We start from the raw sequence: 19811 nt of genomic DNA, 5'->3' as shown, positions 1-19811 counted from the left end.
CTACAAAAATTATGCAGTAGCTTTTTTAGCTTGAGCAGCTAAAGAAGCAACACGTTCAGAAGGTTGAGCACCTTGAGAAACCCAGTGAGCAAAACGGTCTGCATCTAAACGAAGTTTTTCTGCTTGACCTTGTGCAGTCGGGTTAAAGAAACCGATACGCTCGATGAAACGACCATCACGTGCATTGCGGCTGTCAGTCACAACGATTTGATAGAATGGACGTTTTTTTGCGCCGCCACGTGCTAAACGAATAACAACCATGATAAAAGCCTTATAATTCTTACGGATTATCCCTGCGCCGACCATCGGCAACACTTCAAACCCCTTTCATAGAGGGCGACATTCTACGTGATTTTCGCCCTGAAAGAAAGATTATTTTTTGAGTTATCCGCAGTTTTGAATTTAAAATTACTGTAGCCAATTTGATGCGGCAGATAACGCACAATTCGTTGCACCTTTTGCCCAAAATTTTTGCCCTTGATCATTAAGACAAATGATCCCATCACCAGCTTGAGAACTAGTAGCAATAGGTGTAGCAGTTAACACCCAGCTTGAATCAGTTATGCTAGCAAAAGCTAAGTTATATAAGGCTTGGCCTTGTTGAGGGCTGACACTAGACCCATAAATCAAAGTAATCGTCGCATTCGACGGATAACGATTGTGAACTACTTTTTCTGATTCTAATGTTTGGGCAATATTCATCATTTCAGATTGAACAGCTGTACGATGTCCTTTGCGTAAATACTGCAAATACGAAGGTGTCGCTATAGCTGCTAAAATTGCAATTATTGCTACTACAATCATGAGTTCTATTAAGGTAAAACCATTTTTCATTGCCAATTCTCACTATTTGTTTCACATACATTGCAAGTGACTGTTCCACCACAGTCATTATCAACAGCCGTAGGTGTTAAACTTTGGCAACGCAAACCTGAATTCTTAGCAATAAAATTAAAGTTTCTTGAATCTGTAGTTGTCGCTTTAATGACCCATGTTTGCCCATTTGCAGCAGCATTCGTCAATAAATTTCCTGTCGTCGTATCATCACTAATTTCAATTGTATAACCACCCCGTGGTAACGTTACAGATGTGGTCGTAAATCCTCTATAGGTAAAGTTCTTGGATTTATGTCGTTCCAACTGTTCTGCCAATTTTAGAATTTCACCTTTAGCAGCAGAGGCAGTCGCTCTGCGGCTATAACTTTGATATGAAGGGATAGCAATCGAAGCAAAAATAGCGACAATCATGATGACAACCATGAGTTCAATCAAGGTAACACCCTGATTAAACCGCTGGATATAGTATTTATTCATAAATAATCCCTTAGCGATAACGCTCATACCAACGCGTAGGAACTAAATGACTTGTACACTGCCACTCGCCTGTCCCACTCTCGTTTCCAGCCAGTTGTAATTTTCCACAACTATTAGTCACTGGAGGTTCATCTCTTTTTGGCACAAATGCTACGCCACGGATACCTGAGCCAATAACGTTTTTATTACATTCAGAAACTCCTGCTGGGCAGTTACTACCCGTTTGTGTTTGAAACCCGCTATCCTCTTCTTTATCACGATTAATCGTTCCATCAGAATTAAGACAGGCACCAAATGGTAAACAGTAAGTCTGTTGATCGGTTTCACCTACTACACGCGGTAAACATGGGTCTGCCGCTACAATACCTGTTCCCTGCGGGTCATAAACAGGCACAATTAAAGTCCCTGTAATTGCCATAGGCTCTTCAAAAGCTTTTAGCCCACCTTTAATACGGAAACTATTATTAGCTTTCTCTGTACCATCGCTCATACTAGAAAGTGAGCGATACCAACCATTTTGTCCCGCCCCAGTGTTGGGAAAGAAAATCTGTGCTACTCGTGTTTCTCCAGATCGTAAAATTTGTGGATTTTTTCGAAGCGTCGATCGAGTAATATCTTTTGTTTCAAGTTGGCTATCAGTCAAAGACATTAAATTCTTTTTAATAAAGTCTTTATCGATAATTCCATAAACGTTGTTTACAGGTCTTCCGCTTAATGCCGTGCTCGGTGACATCCCCTCACGACCTGTAAGAGGATAAACATCTAAAGGTGTACTACGGTCACCTGAAGCAATACCTACAGTAATAAAAGTGCGGATTCCGTAATCGTGAATTGTCACTGTTGGCGGTTCATAAAAACGCGGCGCATGCCCAGCGGTATAGTCGTTCGAAGCATCGTAAGTTGAATCATTCGTTGCCAAATTAGCTAATCGAACAACTCGAATACCGAAACTGCTATAAGTTGAATTTGTTTTTGTCTGGTTATTATTAAGATCGATACGGAAAATTTGCCCACCTAAATCGCCAAAATATAAATGATCTACCAAACCATCAGCATCTCGATCTAAGGTACTAATGCGACTAACAATACTGTGCTTCATATTAGAGTTATCTATATTAGAGCCTGTATCACTAGTCCACCATAAGCGCTGCCCAGTTTTAGCATCAATAATATAAACAGCGTTTCCTTTTGCTTTTCCATTCGTAAAGCAAGAGTTACTCAAAGTAATATTCGGGTTTTCATAACATTGGTCGTAGCCACCAGCAACAATCATAACCCGTTTAATAACCCCGTTATAACGTATATTTGCAAGTACAGGTTTAGACCAACTCTGCCCCATACGACTATAATCAGTTTGATCTGCTCCTACTCTAAACAGGAGCTTAGGTGAAGCAGGATTTAAGACATTTAAGCCATAATAGCTGCTGCCCCCCATTCGCATACCACCATAAATATTCATTTGCTTTGCAGTTACTTTTGATACTGCTGAGCTACCGCTTCCCGTTGTAGTAATACTATATGCAGGGTCAGATACCCAAGCCCCATCCATACCGTGAGCAGGAGCTGAGGCATCACTTTGGCCAACCACTAAAGCTTTTGATGCAACTGGATCATTTAATATATCAGCGGGAACGAAAGCCATTTGTTCTACGCCAGTTGAGGCATCCACAATATGCAGACCACCTTCCATCGTTCCATAGAGAATGGATTGTTCACGCGCAGATGTTAAATTCCCATTTTCATCTAATGTTCCATTATAGGTAAGCTGTACCGGTAAAGAGTGAATACTACCGCCCATCGATAAATATGGTTCATTCGATGTAACTAATGACGAAGGTAAAGTCGTAGCGCTAATATCAGTTGAGTAACCTAGATAATTTAATATTTTTAATTTCAAGCTAATCGGGAAAGCTTTTAAAATATCTTGTCCCGTTGATGCATTAAATTTTCCTAAAACATAACTTGCTGTATTAGCCACACTATCAAAAGGATTAGTTCCTTCTGGTGGAGTAGCTGGAATTTTTAGCAAATTAGTTCCAGAAGTTGATAGCTTCGTTAAGCTACCATCTGATGCGACGGCGGAAACATCAGTAAATAAGTTGCGGATTTTAGTTTGTACTGCGTAATAATATTTTGTGATATTTCCTTCTTCATCACGTGTTTCATTTTGTCCCGCAATTGGTAAAGGAACTTTTGCATATGAACCACCAAAAAAGACTTTACCTCCATCATTATAAGTAGAGCTATTCCAATAATCTTTTGTACCCGTTCTAAATGCCCCAGTTGCGTTGTAAACCAACCCACCAGTATTAGCTTCAAAAGCGCCAGCATTTGTTCCCGATAAAACAACATGATATTTCTTTAAATTTCCTCGCCATGTTAAGTAGGTGTTAGCCGGGTTTGGCTCAAAAGCACGTAAGTAACCATATTCCTGTAAATTTTTAGGATTTAGTGCATCATAAGGAACAGAGATAGCACCTGTGGTTAAGGGTTCTAAAGGAACTTTATCTAAGTTATTAATAAATGCGATAACACTATCTGTTACACCTTGCGCACTTTGGGTAGGGAAAAATCCTCCATTTCCATAACCAGGTGCAGCGACCGCATTTGTGGTCTGATTCGGCGAACAATTATCATCACTTTTACGATCAGATTGGGTTCTCGAACTTAAACGACAGGCATTTTTTACATCAGAAGAACTTAAACTAGAAAAGTCACTACCAAAACCGACAAATGCTGTTTGAATAGAAACTCCAGCTGGATTTTTTGTTTTATCAAATAATCTTTTTGCAAATTCCCCCATACAGGCCCAACCAGAGTCTGCTGTCGTGTTAGATAAACCTCCAGAACAAGTAAAATTTGCTCCCAAAGTGCTGCCTAGGGCTGTCGACATGACAGTTGCCGAACGTGTATTTGTTGTATTGTTCGGTTCCCCATCTGATAAAAAGTAAATGCCCTGCCCATCACAACTCTGGCGATTGGCCACCGCAGGCAAAGGAGATTGGTAAATAGCATTTAAATTAGAAGCATTTCTATCTACAACAATATTCGGATTGCTGGCTGTATCGTTTGATTTTGATTTTGGGATACCACTATCTGCATTTGCTACAGCATAATTAAAAGTGGTGTAGTAATAAGTATAAGAATAGGTCCAATCCGACGAAGTATCATAAGCAGTTGCCGTATCCACACCCGGATTAGAAGTTGACCAGTTACTCCAATAGTTATTAGAACGACAAGGTTGCCATAGATTTGTAGTATCGATTTGTGAATCGCGATAATTCGTACAATATGAGTATTCCGTTCTATTATCAGATTTTCGCACACGCTTTATATAGCTATCTTTTCGAATAGCATAATTTGCCTCTGAATAGGTCGTTGTACCCATCAAATAAGCAGCAGCTTCCGCATAAGCATGTGCTGAAGGCGTTGACCCGCCAGCAGTTAAATTTGCAACAGCCTGTTTTAATTTATAACGTTGAGAACCCACTGTATTTAAAGTACTCGCATCACCTAAAGGAGCGGCAGCCACTAGAACCTGCCCACTTCGGCTATCACCATTTGCAGAGAAATTTCCCAACCCCACACGAGTGTCATTTAAAACAGGATTATTACTTGCTAAAAAAGCATTCATACCATTTTTAAGCATAGCCAGACGGTTTTCGCCATAACTATTGTTGGTCATACTTCCTGATGTATCCAACATCATCACAATGGTTTTTTTACCCGCTGTAGGTGAAGCATAAATTTGTAAATCACTCGCCTGCACAACGGAGCTTGTCATTAGCCATGTAAAAGCAACCGAACTCGAACAGATGGCATACCATAAATTATTTGGCTTAAAATTCTTCAATTTTAGTTTCACGATATTCCCCATTATGAACCTGGTGCCGTAATTTGAGTGAGTTTATTGGTATAGTTAAATTCTTGAACTTGAGTACTAAAAGGCACGTTATGATTTGCCAAACATTCCGCCAATGTTTGTTTAGCCGTTAATGCGGTATCAAAATTGTCGCTAATTTTTGCCGAACTCGTGCTTAAGCAATCTCTTTGTAAAGTTTCAATAGAGGTAGAAGCATAGGCTGGCAAAAACGCAGTTGTGATCACTCGAATACGTTGCGTAGACAACATGCTTTTAGGAAGTTGCGTACCTTCCGAGGTGTTTGTTCCTCGTGGTAAATTTGAACCTGGGATATCGCTAGCAGCATCTGTTGGAACACTTACAGCAACTTGGGTAACCACTGCTTGACGATTACTTCCATAGTCAGTTGTTAAATTGCAGAAACCCGCCACTCCGCCATCTTCGACAACCGCATTATTGGCACTTCCTGCTCGAAGTAAACTTGCACCTCTGGTTTGAGCAAAATTTGTTGCTGTAGAAACAGGCTTATAACAAAAGTTGTATTCTGCGCCTGGGTTACTTTCATGCTCTTTGAGCGCGGCGCCAATCACATTGGTAATATTAGTTAGGGTGGTAGGATTCATCTGCACAATGAGTTCTAAAGGTGTGTCAGATGACTGAAAATTTAATTGGCTCACTTGGCTATTGGTAGCAACTTTTAAAGAAACAATAGCCACTCTTATTGCTAAAACACCTACAGAAATAACAATTAATAAAATAATAAGTACAACAATAAGGGTTGCCCCTTTTTCTTTAGATCGACTTTTATGAATTAAATGGGTCATAGACTTTCCCCCATCGCGTTGCGTAGAGCAATTGTTAAGTTATAAGTGCGGCGTAAGAATCGAGTTGTATTATCAGAAGCATGCACGGTTTGATCTAACATAAAAAAAGATTGCTCAGGATCTATTGCTTTGCTTTGGGCATTATTAGTAGAGCGCGCTAATACAGATATTTGTATTGAAAGAATTCGTGGCGGCATCACAGATGGTGTAGCATCTCGAGCAGCCTGTGCAGCAGCGCGATATTGGGGAATGGTATAATAAGCAAAATTGCCAGCCGCATTTTTTGCACCAAACAGCACATGGAAATGATCAATACGCGGCAATACAATTTGACCAGCGTCGCCCAACCCAGCAATAGTAGTCGGTTGAGCTGTGGCTACAGCTGAGGGAGTATTTGCATCACATGCAAGAGCATAATCTTGCTGGGAACTACCATTACTATCCAGACGTAAAAAATAACGCTCTACAATTAAATCACCTGCAAGTACATTCACACCTTCACAATTGGTCATATTCGTAGGCGCAATAAATTGGATAGTCAATTGATCACTTTGCACAACTGCATTTGAACTATTCTGTATATTTGAAAGACCTTTCCAATGATTACTCACGGTACTCACCGTATCGCCGGCACCACGACTGAGTAATGTGTCAGCAATATAGGTATTTGTTCCAACGTTAGGGACAAAATTAACATTGTTATTATTGGTTGCAGTTGAGCCAGTTAATACAACACCACCCCAAGGGGTTGTATCAGTTAATATTGGATTGGTTACATTCCCATAATTTAGAAGGCGTATATCTCGGGCAATATATTCCAATCCAAAAATACCGCTATCTTGTATTTCAGCATTTGCTTTTTGTAGACGACTTGATAGAAGTCCACCAATAAATAATTGAGTCGCCGCGGCCACCAAAATTAGACCTAAAGCCAATGCCACCATCAGCTCAATTAATGTAAAGCCTCGTTGTTTCCACGATACAAATGAGTGAGCCATTAATATGCCTCCATCATTAAACAGTTCGAATTATTGACATAAACGCCATTTGTACTCATACAACTCGACACATCCGCGCTAGTGACTCCCTCATTTGTTGTAATTACTGGAGCGGTTTTTCCCCAAAAAACAAACAAACATTGCCTCTGCTGGGCCATTGTGCTTGTAACCCCTGGGCAATTCGTCATTGTGATTTTCATGCCAAGTTGATCAGCATTTCTTGCTGCTTGATATGCATCAAATTGGGCAAGCTGAGAAGGTGTACAAGCTGCATTGAAACACAAAGTAGGAGCAGTGGTGGCAGATGAATAGTTGCTATAACTACGGACAAATGCAGGATACTGACTAGCTTGAGAACTATTTACGCGAATGTTTTCTGCTAATCCTCTCATGATCATAATCGCTTGAGATTTACTTAATGCCTCTGAAGAAGCATCCATAGCCCGGACTTGCAAGGCAATATATCCTAAAACCCCTATCGCAATTAAAATTAGGGCAACCAACACTTCTAATAAACCCACCCCAACTTGAGCTTTTTGTTTAGAGCCCTGCATTAACATGTCTCCTCAGCTTTAAAAATTAATGTGCCAAGCTTTGTTAGAATAAGAATTTTCTTTTTATTTATTTTTGAATTACAGATAGATAAAAGTGTGTCTTGGGCGATATTGGTTATCACCCCATTCGCATTAAAAGTTAAAGTCGTCGCTGTTAACGAACTCTGCGTACCATCAGCAGCGATATTTTTAAGCTCAAGACTGTTATTGGAATCAGCTTTCCAATTCAAGGAAGTGGGAGTATTTAAAGCTGTTGAATTCAGATTAATAGAAACGTCTTGTCGACCAAGTATGGCTTGGCTCTTTGCTTCCGATAAAGTATTGATTAGATCTCGTTGGTTTCCATCTAGTCGTTTGCTTTCTAATAAATTCGACATAGATGGTGCAGCCATCATCGCGATAATAGCCATGACCGCAATCGTCACCATAAGCTCAACCAAGGTGAACCCGTCTTGTGGAATAATTCCCCTCATCCCCACACCCCAAATAAACTTTAAAATTTTTTATTTATTAATTAAATTTTACGTCTTATGTTTACAAAACAAATACAAAGCAGATAAAGGGTATAAAAAAACAGATAACTGTCATATCAACAATTACCTGTTTAACTTTTTAAAATCAGTATATTAAATACATCACACTTTACGCTTGAGTCACATGAATACGTAATTCCTTAGGAAGACTAAAGGTTATGTTCTCTTCACGCCCATCTAATTCTTTCGGTGCTTGAGCACCCCAATCTTGTAAACGTTGAATCACTTGTTTAATCAAAATTTCTGGCGCAGAAGCACCAGCGGTAACACCAATTTTGCAAGTTTCATTGAACCATGATTGCTCTAACTGATCAGCATTATCTACAAGGTAAGCGGCTTTACCCATACGCTCTGCAAGCTCACGTAATCGATTTGAGTTTGATGAGTTAGGTGAACCTACAACTAAAACCACATCACACTTTTCAGCTAAATCACGCACAGCATCTTGTCTGTTTTGAGTTGCGTAGCAAATGTCATCTTTACGTGGGCCCTGAATATGCGGAAATTTTGCACGCAAAGCATCAATAACCTTAGCTGTATCATCAATAGAAAGCGTTGTTTGAGTTACAAATGCAAGTTTCTCAGGATGTCGTACGGTAAGTGCAGCAACATCTTCTTCATCTTCAACCAGATAAATATCACCGCCTTTTAATTTGTCATATTGCCCCATTGTACCTTCGACTTCCGGGTGCCCCTCATGACCAATTAAAATAGCTTCAGTACCTTCACGCGCATATTTAGTCACTTCAATATGAACTTTGGTCACTAAAGGACAAGTCGCATCGAAAACTTTTAAACCTCGGCGTTCAGCTTCTTGTTGAACTGCTTTTGAAACACCATGCGCACTAAAAATTACAATTGAGTCATCCGGAACCTGATCTAGTTCATCAACAAAAACGGCCCCTCTTTGACGCAAGTCATCTACCACAAATTTATTGTGTACAACTTCATGACGTACATAAATAGGAGGATTGAAACATTCTAAAGCCCGATTGACGATTGCTATGGCTCGATCAACACCGGCACAAAAACCACGCGGATTAGCTAACACAATTTCCATAACAGCCTCAAAATTAATAAAACAGGGGAATTTCTCTTGAATATTTGCAATTAAAACTATTCAGTTTAAACGCACGGTACACTACAATAGCGAAGATATTTTATCATATCAGGAAAAATATCATGTCGGGTCTATTGTTTGTCGTTTCTGCTGCATCAGGAACGGGCAAAACATCTTTGGTAAAAGCCCTGCTTGACCGTGTGAGCAATTTACATGTTTCAGTCTCGCATACAACCCGAGGTCAGCGTCCCGGTGAGTTAGATGGTGTTCACTATCACTTCACTACAAAAGATGAATTTCTAGACCAAGTCAACCATGATGGATTTATCGAATACGCTGAAGTATTTGGTAACTACTATGGCACTTCTCAAGCTACGGTAAAACAACAGCTAGCTCAAGGACACGATGTCTTACTTGAAATTGATTGGCAAGGTGCAGAACAAGTACGCAAACTTTTTCCTGAATCCAAGCAAATATTCATTTTACCCCCAACTCAATTTGATTTACGTCAGCGTTTATCTAATCGTGGCACTGACTCAGTTGAAGTCATTGAGCATCGTTTAAGCTGTGCAGTAGAAGATATGCAGCACTACACGAACTTTGATTACATCATTATCAATGATGATTTTAATAAAGCCTTACATGAGCTTGAAGCTGTAATTACAGCGAACCGTTTGGTGCTATCTCAGCAAGCAAAACGTCATCAAGCTTTAATTCAGGACTTGATTACTCCTCAACCAAAACAGGAATAACTTGAGTCTAGATCGAAAGCCTTTTATACTATTTAGTCTGTTCAAATTTACCATTCCAGAACGAGAACTTTTATGGCACGCGTCACCGTTGAAGATTGTTTAGATCATGTAGACAACCGTTTTGAGCTTGTGCTCGTTGCAAGTAAACGTGCTCGTCAATTGGCACGTCAAGGCATGGAGCCAACTGTAGAATGGGATAACGACAAACCGACTGTAGTTTCTTTGCGCGAAATCGCGGCAGGGCACGTTACGAAAGAAATTCTTAAACAACGTGAGCAAGATTACCAAACTTCTAGTCTTGATCTTGCCCTTTCTACAAACAGCTTGAATTTAGAAGGTTTTTCTTTCTAATTCACTCTGTTTCATAAAAAAACCATCGTTTTTCTGCGATGGTTTTTTATTTGGCTTTGCGCCATATTTAAAGATATTGAGAAAAGCAATTATTTTCATTGAAAAAAAAATACACTTTTTCAAATGAAAAAATTGACAAGTTCCGCAATATGCTTTTCATTAAGAAGCAGATAGATTTAGTTTTTCAGTAATAGGAAAAAGGGTGATTTATGCCAGGCGAAGAGGTCAGCCAAGCCAAGCAACAGCTCAAATTAATTATCGACCCTTACTTATCGGTAAGCGAAGTCGAAAAAGTGCTTGCTGCCTGCGATTTTGCCGATCTAGCGCATACTGGCATTACACGTAAAAGTGGTGAGCCCTATATTCTGCACCCTATCGCTGTAAGTTGCATTCTTGCAAACATGCGTTTAGATGCTGAAACTTTAATGGCAGCACTTTTGCATGATGTTATTGAAGATACTCAATATACAAAAGAAGATATTATTGACAAGTTTGGCCTAACCGTTGCAGAGCTAGTCGATGGTGTAACCAAACTTAGCCAATCAAGCGATAAAGAATATAATAAAGCAGCTTCATTCCGAAAAATTCTGCAAGCGACCTTACAAGATCCACGTGTCATCATTATTAAATTAGCAGATCGCTATCACAATATGACAACTCTAGGTGCTTTACGCCCAGATAAACGAGCCCGTATCGCTCAAGAAACTTTTGATATATTTGTACCGATGGCAAGATTAGTCGGCATGAATGAAATGGGCGATAATCTAGAGAATCTCTGCTATCAAAACCTTGACCTTGATATGTTTGATAACGTTCAGAATGCTCTGCTACAGACAAAGCCAGAACGCTGTAAATATCAAAGTATTTGGGAACAAAACCTCGCTGAACTTCTGCATAATTATCATATTCAAGGCCGTATTAAAAAGAAAAATAATAATATCGAATTATTACGCCATTTCGTTAAAAACGAGATGGATCTCCAAGAGCTTACCCATAGTCATGCTTTTGAAATTGTTCTGCAAAGCATTGCCGACTGTGACCGCTTAGAAGAAGCATTAAGAGAAAACTTTCAGGTTATCCAGTACCAAGACCACATTCGTCGACCATTACCCGGCGGTAATCAGTCTTTATTGATTAAACTTAAAGGCGAAAAAACAACACTATCTCTTACCATTCAAACTGAGCTCATGCGTAAAGCTGCCCGTTTTGGGGTAGTGTTAGGTGAAAATGCGCCGCAAACTTGTCGCTCTGCCATTCAGGCTTCAATGCAGAACTTAAATACATTGATTGACGGTGAATGTGCTAAAACAACTTTTAATGATTTGCTTGATTATCTGCACCAAGAAAAAATCTGGGTATATACGCCCCATGGCCAACTGCATGAGCTACCGCAAGGCGCTACCGTAGTTGATTTTGCTTATTCAGCAAGTTTATTTTTAGGTAACCATGCAGTTGGTGCAAAAGTCGATGGAGAGATTAAACCACTCTCTACCCCACTAGTTAGTGGTCAGGTTATCGAGATTATTACTGATGTTTTAGCAACACCAAACCCAGACTGGCTAAGCTTTATTAATACGCAAAAAGCGCGTCGTGCATTACAGCATGTGCTTAAAGATCAAGATATCGAAGAACAACGTCTTGTTGGTGCACAAGCGCTTTCTCGAGCACTAAAACTTTTTAATCGTTCAATCAATGATCTTTCTGAAGCTGACTGGCTAGATCTATTGCAATGGCGCCATATCGATAACAAAAATACATTGTTTGAACAAATTGCGGTTGGCGATTTACTACCTCAACTTGTAGCAAATCACTTGTTTGCTCATGATAAACATCCGCAAGTAGAAAATTCAGATCGACTTATTCAAAGTACTGAAGGGGTCGACGTTAAATATGCACACTGTTGCAATCCAATTTTAGGCGATCCAATCCAAGGACATTTAACACGTCGCGGGTTAATTGTGCATCGTATTCGCTGTCATAACTTGCTGCATGAACAGCATCTACATCCTGAAAATATCATGCCGCTTCAATGGAAAGCAGATGATGTAGATGATGTCCGGTTTACGGCGTACCTTGCTATTTATATGGCGATGAATGATGAACAAGTATCAGACCTGATCTATCAATGTCGTAAAAATAACGCTGGGGTAGAGATGGTTCACTCAAATGAGCAAAGAACTTTTGTGAATATTGTAGTGAATAACCGTAAGCATATTGCAAAAGTCATTCGTGATTTACGCATGCACTATGGTTTCCCGCGCATTGAACGTTTAGATGCTCCTGCTCCGCAAATGGAAATTTCAAAAGTAAGCTAAATTTCTATAGAGACTATTGACTAGATTTATGTTTCCTTAACAAAATCAAACTTTCCAAATTCACTTAATCAATTAAATCGATGATACTTTTGTCCAAAGCTATCATCGATTATGATGGAAATAGATTTAATCAAGGAGAACCAAATGTCCCGCCAAGTCATTCATACTGAAAATGCCCCTGCTGCTATCGGCACATACTCTCAAGCTATTTTAGTAGACAATACGCTATATCTTTCAGGGCAAATTGGTTTAGACCCATACAGTATGGAACTTGTAGAAGGTATCGAAGCTCAAATTCGCCGTGTATTTGATAATTTAAAAGCAGTTTGTGAAGCTGCTGGTGGTTCACTTGCAGATATTGCTAAGCTCAATATTTTTTTAACTGATCTATCAAATTTCCAACTCGTAAACCAAATTATGGGTGAATATTTTGCTCAGCCCTACCCTGCACGTGCAGCTCTTGGTGTAGCAAGCTTGCCAAAAGGTGCATTAGTGGAAATGGACGGAATTGTAATTATTAATCAATAAGATATAAAAATCAGAATATCTAAATTTCACTATTTAGTTTTTAAAACATGAACCACTTTTGCATAAAAATCTAAATTCTTCTTGGATTTCCGCTTAGGTGGTCTTTTTTTATTCAAAATCCCAATAATGATAAATGAGATTTTAAATGAATTTCATTGACAAACGATAATAATTATCAATAATATCAATTATCGCATTTATATTTGGGGATCACTCCCATGTACGTTTGCTTGTGTCGTGGCATTACCGATCAGGATATTAAAGACGCTATTGAAAATGGCGCTGAAAGCTATCGTGAAATTCGCGATTTGCTTGATCTTGGTACATGCTGTGGACGCTGTGCACCAGAAGCTCGCGCTATCATTAGCGAAGAATTAGCAGAAATCGCTGCTCGCATTTCTGTAGCTGCATAATAAAAATTAATATTTAACAAAATTTATTGACTCCTCCACCGCTTTTTTTTGCGGAACATTCATAGTTCCTCATTCAAGCGGTTTTTTTTGGCATGAAAACACCCTTTCTAATATTGTGTTGTTTTTGATTGCGATTTTCATTTGCTGTTCCATAAATTACTCGCCATCTCCATGATTGTTCACTAAAATGGATTCATAGATTGCCTTAATTAAGTTTGAGGCAGAAATTGTTTTGGAGTAGCTACAATGAAAGGCAATCGTGATGTCATTAATCAGCTCAATCAAGTGCTGTATCACCATTTAACTGCAATTAATCAATACTTTTTACATTCGCGCATGTTTAATGACTGGGGAATTGAGCAGCTTGGCTCTGCTGAATATAAAGAATCAATTCGTCAAATGAAACATGCCGATAAAATCATTGAACGTATTTTATTTTTAGAAGGACTACCTAACCTTCAACATTTAGGCAAGCTTTATATTGGTCAACACACAGAAGAAGTTCTGCACTGTGACATTCGTAAAGTAAAAGAAAATATAGAAGCAATTCAAAAAGCAGTTGCTTTAGCTGAAACAGAGCAAGACTATGTCACTCGTGACCTTGTTCAAGAAATTCTAGAAAAAGAAGAAGAATACTGGGACTGGCTAGATACTCAAATTGATCTTATTGGCAACGTAGGTATTGAAAATTATATCCAGAGCCAAATGTAATTTCTCATAAAAAAATCCCCTTATACTTAAGGGGATTTTTTTATTACTTCTCTTTTAGTAATTCCGATAGTGTTATTTTCTGTCTATAGAGATGCTGTAAAATTAATATCTGTTGCTGTGCTTGCTCCACTTTGCCATTGTAAGCCAACAATTTTGCGTATTTACGCAAGTTGTATGGAGTTGCTTTATTCTTTACTAAATTTCCCCATTCCACTAAATCATTTTCGGACAAGGTAGTTTTAGGATTAAGCTCAATCCAACGCAAACGCTGCTCAAACTGAGTTAAAACAAAAATTTTATCACTTCCCATAAATTCTGCATTTGGCTTTTTATTCTTAAAAAGCAAATTACTATTCATAACATAGACATTGTAATCACGTAAAATCGCAACAATAACCAACAAACTTATAGCCCATGTTAAGCGAAGAAGATTTTTATTTAGAACAATTCCTTTCAGAACAGGAGTCTGGGCTTGCACAATACCAAGTAGGAACCCGCAAGTAAGCAAGAAATAAGCATAACGTTGTGGAAACTCTAACATGGCATGAATAAGTACTGTACATACCATCATAATCGCTATAATCGAGATGGCATTTTTAGCCTGTTGATTTAACCAAATAAACCAGCAAGCAAAGTAGGTAATGATTACAGCACCCAGTGGAATACCATTCCAGATAATTAGATCAAGCAGTACATTATGAGCACTGGTGGTCCACTCTCCTGTTGGGAAAGCAGGATAAACCGTCATTTGTGCGACACTGGTTTGATTCCAACCATAACCCAACCAAGGGTGCTGCTGTACGGCAAGCAACATTTGTGACCAGATATTAAAGCGCAAATACCCAGAGCTTGCTCTTTCAACCAAACTACTTGCCTGGGTTACATCAGTACTTGCCCATGCTTCAATTAAACTAGTAGCAAACGGCAATACTATGCCTGCCATTACAAAAAAACCAACACACCACAAAAAACCTTGAATAAATCCAAATCTTTTTTGTTTTCCAATTTGTTTAACTATCCAGTAGATGAATAAGAATGGAAAAACAATCCATGATGTTCGTGATTGACTTAAAGCAATTGTGAACAAAATAATCAGCGCTGAAGGCAATAATAACCAAAGTGTTACTTTATTTTTTTCATATAAATACAAACATCCTAATAATCCAATAATTAAGAATGTCGCCATGTTGTTGGGTTGACCAAAATTTCCGTAAGGACGATTACCAATTAGATGAAGTGTATAAATTAAATGTGATTCAATATTCAGCCACTGGAAAATTGCTATAAGACTGGTTAATAGCGATGTAATAATTACTAATAAGCTAAAACCTGAAAAAATTTGATCTCTCATTTTTTGATCTAAAGATAGATTGTAGCCAGTCACGACCATAAACCAAAAACCTAATAAGTAAAATGAACTTAATAAGGCCGTACTTAAATCAAAAACTAAACCAAAGCCCCACTGCACAATAGGAATTAAAGTAAATGGGAGCAACAATATCTGTGCTCTAGGAATTTTAATATTTTGTTGAATTAGAGCAGCTAATACGCATAACCCAGCCCCAAAAGTACTGACTTCACTTGAGAACATGACCCAAGGGCTGTAGTGAAATGGAGACAACCATGCGAAGCCCAACAGGATTGCAGCGAGGAATAGGAAGAATACTTGCATAGTGAGAGGTTAGAGACCAAAACTTGTGGGAATTATACATGGAAGTCTAAAAAAGAATGTATGAACTCTCTGTGAAAAGATCTTGATAAAATTTACTTCAAAAAATTAAGGGATTTTTGAAGCTGGTACCAAGTGCTCAGCAGCACCATAAAACCAGAAATTTGGTGCCATTCTTCCATCATAGCTACCACAACCCCAGCACATTAAATCTTGTCCTAGATACATAATCGTAATGTACAAAAATAAAGCTCCCCATAAACCAATTAATAGTTTCGTCAGTCTATAAGGATATTTCAAATATTCTTTAGACTGCTCCAGCTGGGAAAAAGCAAATGCTAAAAATAATATACAGGCCATTTGTGAAGCGGGATAAACCATACTTCCTGAGAACATCGCATCAACTAAAATTGCAATTAAGCCAGCTTTCGCAATAGGTAAAACATTCTTATTTCGAAACAACTTAAGAACTTGATATATCATCCAAACTAAAAAAATACACCCAACGACTCCCCATTCAAAAATTAACCTTAAATATAAGTTATGTATGTGATGTCCATATTTATATTGAATTTCTGAGAGATACCCTCCCCCCACTCCAGTCCATGGCTTTTCTTTCCATTGCTCAAAAACGAAACTCCACATCTCTGCACGCATGGATGTTCCCACTCTCATTACGGTCATAGTATTTTTATCAGCGAAATAAATAGTAGTTTTATAAACTAAAAAAGCTAAAAAAATGTAAATACAGCTTTGCAAAATGAGCTTTCGATTTTCTCGAGAGTATATAAAGAAAATCAACAATCCTGTCATTACAGCAAGTAAGGCGGATCTAGCTCCGTCAAAAAACCACGCTAGAGCAAAAAAGAAAATAGCAAAGGGATAAAAATAATAAAAATAAGGGAAATTTTTATTTTTCAAAAAAATTAGAAAAAAGAATATAGGTACAATAACACTGTCATAAATTCGAATCGTGCCAGAGTTAAATTGCCAGTCAAACCATTGTTTGTAAAAAAGAAAATTAGCGATAGAAATGCAAATAAATAAACAGGGAATACATGCTGAAACGACTATAAATACTAAGCCATGTGCTATATTTTTTATATTCTTTAACTCATATGTTAAAACAGAAAATATAAATAATAATGCTATCGCAGACCAAAGTTCTTGAAACTGAAAAATGCTATAAGTTGTTATCGGTATAACAGTTAATACACCAATCAGAAAAAAAGTAATTTGAGTGGAAATTGAATATTCTATTTTTTTTGTAAAAATCAAAATTAACAAAGCACATAGTGCCAATGGAAACTGTAATAAACGAAGCTCATCATATTGGAAAACCGACCAGCCAATTTGATAACCCAATAAAGCAATAATAAGATAAATTATTATTAGAAGAAATAGAACATTTTTTTTTAACATATTTATTTTCTTCAGTAAAAAAGAGAGGCTAAAACCTCTCTTTAAATGACTACTCTTATGAAGAAGCACATGATTTAGGCAAGTACTTTTGTGCAATTTTGTTAGTACCAGTTGAAGTACATGTCCATACATTTGATCCTTTATCAGCATTACTAAGCGTTAAAATAAGCTCACCATTCTGAATACCTTTTGAAACCCCAGAAGAACGCATTTTCGCAGTAATCGTACAACCACCTGAAGCGGCAGCAGTGCCTGCAGTTGTCACTGAGGCAACATATTTACCATTAATATCAGTTGCAGTAGCAATTCCGTTAGTACCATTTGTTGGACAGGTAGCATCTTGACTAAAAGTCTCCGCAACAGCTCCTTTCAATCCACTTGCTAATTCCATGGCTTCACTAACTTGAGAACGAGCGATATAATCCTGATAAGCAGGAATCGCAATCGCAGCCAAAATACCAATAATGGCAACCACGATCATAAGTTCAATTAATGTAAAACCTTTTTGTGCATTCATAGCCTTTTCCCCAAAGATTGTATGTATGTTTTTATATAAGCTTTTTCAGCTATCAACTATAATGCAGCATCCATGCCAACTTTAATTTTAATTTAAAAACAAATACTTATACCAGAATTAACTATTATTAAATATTAAATGGGTGTAAGTAATTGACAAAAAATGTCATATAAATTTTTATAAAAACACTTCACACATTAAAAAAAATAAATTACACAATTCAAAGTTCATATTTATTTATGTGAACAAAATCTCTTTAAAAATAAATAAGTAGGTGACATTTTTTGTCAGTCACCTTTAAAAGTAAAATTATGAAAAATTAGCTAATATAAGAATATTACAAGGCGAGTTAATTAAGAATAATTGGAGTATTCCCCAATTCATTGGATTGATCAGGCATGTTTTCGTCATAAAACTTTGACAGCACCTCTCCAATTTGTTGTACGCCAATCACTACAGCTTGTTGATATTCTTTTTGTTTAAGCTTTTGTACTATTGCTTCACAAATCTGTTGCCAGACTTGCTCGTTAGTCGCATTTCGAATGCCACGGTCAAATATAATTTCTACTGTTCGTTCACATAAATTTAAGTATAACAATACGCCACTATTTAAGGCGGTATCCCAAACACCTAATTCCGCAAATAATTGCTGTGCTCTTAAACGAGTATTTTGTCTGTAGGCTTGTGAGCATGGAATATGACCTTCAATTACAACCTGTATTTCGCCAACATGCCCATGTTCTGCTTGCTGTACAGCATCTGCAATAGCTTGCTTATCTTGTTTTGAAAAATAACGGCTACTGGCAGGTAAATAGCATAGATGTTTAAACCAACGTTTTATGCTTGGCTCTACAGATTCCTCAATTTTTGGTTGAGTAATAATTTGTGTTGTTTCTGATGTTGTTACCATGAGCCTGAAGCACCTCCACCGCCAAAACGACCTCCGCCACCACCATAGCCTCCGCCACCTCCGCCGAAGCCTCCTCCGCGTCCGCCACCGCCAGAACCACTTAAAATGGCCTGTAAAATAAGTTGGGCAATTGATGTAATGAGTAAAAAGAAAATACCAAAACCAAGTAGTAAGCTAGTGACCAACCCTGCCCCATTTACGAATCCTGCTACCGCAGCAGCCACACCTGCTGTAGATGCACTAAGCGGACGACCAACAATAAACGAACCCACGATTCCAGCAACAAGGATAAATAAAGCCATTGTCAGCGTTGTCTGCTTGGCTTGCTGTTCTTCTGCAGCTTGATGCTGACGTTCTTTTAAATCTTGGGCAGCTTGCTGTGCTACTTCAGGATCAAGGTTTAAAATTCTTCCGATTTCATCAATACCTGCACTCAAACCTTGTGCATATTGGGCTTGTTTAAAATAAGGTGTAATTTGGTTTCGAATAATCCGACTTGCCACAATATCCGGCAATACTCCCTCTAAACCATAGCCAGTTAGTATTTGTATACGGCGGTCATTTACAGCGACTGCAATGAGTAATCCATTGTCACGTTTAGATGATCCTAATTGCCACTTTTCACCAACACGTAATGCATAATCAAAGATATCTTCTTGGCCAGTGGTCGGAACAATAACAATACCAATCTGCGCTTTGCCTTGTTGGTATAAACTTAGAATTTTTTGATCAAGTTGCTGCTTCTCAGCCTCGCTTAAAATATTGGCTTGATCAATAATAGGCTGGTTTAAAGTTGGCAAATAACGAATTGATTCGCCATCAGCCATATCATTCGCAACTTGGACTTGAGGAGCAGAACTTGAAGCAGCTTGCCCTTCTAGTTTAGTTGCAGCAGCTTGAGTTTGTTGCTTTTGAATAATTTTGCCAGCAACTATTGCGTCTGCCTCATCGGTAGCAGTTGCAATATTACTTTCACTCCATGCCGTATTCTGAAAAAGAACACCACAACAGAGCAAAATTAAGGTCGAAATAAAGACCTTAATTTGCTTTGATTGAAGCAATAGAGTATTTCTCATACG

The 19811-nt window shown here is 38.2% G+C and carries 20 protein-coding genes and 2 pseudogenes; 7 read left to right on the top strand and 15 right to left on the bottom strand.

The window, feature by feature from the left end; genetic code table 11:
* Positions 1 to 9 precede the first annotated feature (9 nt).
* The 9 genes from rpsP to ispH form a co-directional block, all read right to left on the bottom strand.
* Positions 10 to 261, bottom strand: a complete 252-nt coding sequence (rpsP, locus tag KTJ10_RS12100; protein WP_000260334.1) for a 30S ribosomal protein S16 — start codon at positions 259 to 261, stop codon at positions 10 to 12.
* A gap of 147 nt (positions 262 to 408) precedes the next feature.
* Positions 409 to 834 (bottom strand): type IV pilin protein, encoded by a 426-nt coding sequence (locus KTJ10_RS12095; protein WP_262442111.1) that lies wholly within the window; start codon positions 832 to 834, stop codon positions 409 to 411.
* Positions 831 to 1313: a type IV pilin protein gene (locus KTJ10_RS12090; RefSeq protein ID WP_262442110.1), complete on the bottom strand. Its 483-nt coding sequence runs from the start codon at positions 1311 to 1313 to the stop codon at positions 831 to 833. Before KTJ10_RS12090 ends, KTJ10_RS12095 begins: the two co-directional genes overlap by 4 nt.
* A gap of 10 nt (positions 1314 to 1323) precedes the next feature.
* Positions 1324 to 5178, bottom strand: coding sequence for a PilC/PilY family type IV pilus protein (locus KTJ10_RS12085; RefSeq protein WP_262442109.1), 3855 nt, complete (start codon positions 5176 to 5178; stop codon positions 1324 to 1326).
* An 11-nt stretch (positions 5179 to 5189) separates the two neighbouring features.
* On the bottom strand, positions 5190 to 5999 hold the full coding sequence (locus KTJ10_RS12080; protein ID WP_005067126.1) for a PilX N-terminal domain-containing pilus assembly protein: 810 nt from the start codon (positions 5997 to 5999) through the stop codon (positions 5190 to 5192).
* Positions 5996 to 6997 carry a PilW family protein gene (locus KTJ10_RS12075; RefSeq protein WP_032057268.1) on the bottom strand — a complete coding sequence of 334 codons (1002 nt, stop codon included), beginning with the start codon at positions 6995 to 6997 and terminating at the stop codon, positions 5996 to 5998. The genes KTJ10_RS12080 and KTJ10_RS12075 overlap by 4 nt, the downstream gene beginning before the upstream one ends.
* Entirely contained in the window at positions 6997 to 7557 is a 561-nt protein-coding gene (pilV, locus tag KTJ10_RS12070) for a type IV pilus modification protein PilV (RefSeq protein ID WP_080777128.1), read from the bottom strand. The genes KTJ10_RS12075 and pilV overlap by 1 nt, the downstream gene beginning before the upstream one ends.
* Positions 7551 to 8024, bottom strand: coding sequence for a Tfp pilus assembly protein FimT/FimU (locus KTJ10_RS12065; protein WP_032057265.1), 474 nt, complete (start codon positions 8022 to 8024; stop codon positions 7551 to 7553). The genes pilV and KTJ10_RS12065 overlap by 7 nt, the downstream gene beginning before the upstream one ends.
* 169 nt (positions 8025 to 8193) lie before the next feature.
* The gene (ispH, locus tag KTJ10_RS12060) at positions 8194 to 9144 is read right to left on the bottom strand and encodes a 4-hydroxy-3-methylbut-2-enyl diphosphate reductase (protein ID WP_002116992.1); all 951 of its coding nucleotides are present in this window, start codon (positions 9142 to 9144) and stop codon (positions 8194 to 8196) included.
* A 122-nt stretch (positions 9145 to 9266) separates the two neighbouring features.
* On the opposite strand from ispH, the gene gmk reads away from it, so the two are divergent.
* The 5 genes and pseudogenes from gmk (at position 9267) to KTJ10_RS12035 (ending at position 13090) form a co-directional block, all read left to right on the top strand.
* Positions 9267 to 9896 (top strand): guanylate kinase, encoded by a 630-nt coding sequence (gene gmk, locus KTJ10_RS12055; RefSeq protein WP_005804544.1) that lies wholly within the window; start codon positions 9267 to 9269, stop codon positions 9894 to 9896.
* Positions 9897 to 9968: 72 nt separating this feature from the next.
* On the top strand, positions 9969 to 10247 hold the full coding sequence (gene rpoZ / locus KTJ10_RS12050; RefSeq protein WP_002116990.1) for a DNA-directed RNA polymerase subunit omega: 279 nt from the start codon (positions 9969 to 9971) through the stop codon (positions 10245 to 10247).
* 38 nt (positions 10248 to 10285) lie between these two features.
* Positions 10286 to 10438 (top strand): annotated as a pseudogene (locus tag KTJ10_RS12045) (hypothetical protein).
* An 18-nt stretch (positions 10439 to 10456) separates the two neighbouring features.
* Positions 10457 to 12562, top strand: a complete 2106-nt coding sequence (locus KTJ10_RS12040; RefSeq protein WP_086355290.1) for a RelA/SpoT family protein — start codon at positions 10457 to 10459, stop codon at positions 12560 to 12562.
* 144 nt (positions 12563 to 12706) lie between these two features.
* Entirely contained in the window at positions 12707 to 13090 is a 384-nt protein-coding gene (locus KTJ10_RS12035; RefSeq protein ID WP_002116996.1) for a RidA family protein, read from the top strand.
* A 32-nt stretch (positions 13091 to 13122) separates the two neighbouring features.
* On the opposite strand, the pseudogene KTJ10_RS18005 reads toward KTJ10_RS12035, so the two are convergent.
* Positions 13123 to 13206 (bottom strand): annotated as a pseudogene (locus KTJ10_RS18005) (hypothetical protein); the annotation flags it as partial.
* Between the two features lie 102 nt (positions 13207 to 13308).
* Between KTJ10_RS18005 and KTJ10_RS12030 the strand changes: the two are divergent.
* Both KTJ10_RS12030 and bfr read left to right on the top strand, forming a co-directional pair.
* Positions 13309 to 13503: a bacterioferritin-associated ferredoxin gene (locus tag KTJ10_RS12030; protein ID WP_000289091.1), complete on the top strand. Its 195-nt coding sequence runs from the start codon at positions 13309 to 13311 to the stop codon at positions 13501 to 13503.
* A 246-nt stretch (positions 13504 to 13749) separates the two neighbouring features.
* Complete coding sequence (bfr, locus tag KTJ10_RS12025; RefSeq protein ID WP_005067113.1) at positions 13750 to 14214, top strand: bacterioferritin; 465 nt, start codon at positions 13750 to 13752, stop codon at positions 14212 to 14214.
* Between the two features lie 43 nt (positions 14215 to 14257).
* Here the strand turns inward: bfr and KTJ10_RS12020 are convergent, their stop codons facing one another.
* From KTJ10_RS12020 to KTJ10_RS12000, 5 genes are all read right to left on the bottom strand, one after another.
* Entirely contained in the window at positions 14258 to 15886 is a 1629-nt protein-coding gene (locus KTJ10_RS12020) for a PglL family O-oligosaccharyltransferase (RefSeq protein ID WP_262442108.1), read from the bottom strand.
* Between the two features lie 105 nt (positions 15887 to 15991).
* Positions 15992 to 17305, bottom strand: a complete 1314-nt coding sequence (locus KTJ10_RS12015; RefSeq protein ID WP_262442107.1) for an O-antigen ligase family protein — start codon at positions 17303 to 17305, stop codon at positions 15992 to 15994.
* A 55-nt stretch (positions 17306 to 17360) separates the two neighbouring features.
* Positions 17361 to 17822 (bottom strand): pilin, encoded by a 462-nt coding sequence (locus tag KTJ10_RS12010; RefSeq protein WP_262442106.1) that lies wholly within the window; start codon positions 17820 to 17822, stop codon positions 17361 to 17363.
* A gap of 349 nt (positions 17823 to 18171) precedes the next feature.
* Complete coding sequence (locus KTJ10_RS12005) at positions 18172 to 18732, bottom strand: TPM domain-containing protein (protein WP_262442105.1); 561 nt, start codon at positions 18730 to 18732, stop codon at positions 18172 to 18174.
* The gene (locus KTJ10_RS12000) at positions 18726 to 19808 is read right to left on the bottom strand and encodes a TPM domain-containing protein (protein ID WP_262442104.1); all 1083 of its coding nucleotides are present in this window, start codon (positions 19806 to 19808) and stop codon (positions 18726 to 18728) included. Before KTJ10_RS12000 ends, KTJ10_RS12005 begins: the two co-directional genes overlap by 7 nt.
* Positions 19809 to 19811: the final 3 nt, after the last annotated feature.

It is taken from the genome of Acinetobacter sp. WU_MDCI_Abxc222, assembly GCF_025514755.1.
Classification (GTDB): domain Bacteria; phylum Pseudomonadota; class Gammaproteobacteria; order Pseudomonadales; family Moraxellaceae; genus Acinetobacter; species Acinetobacter geminorum.
This window is presented reverse-complemented; position numbering and strand designations above follow the sequence as displayed.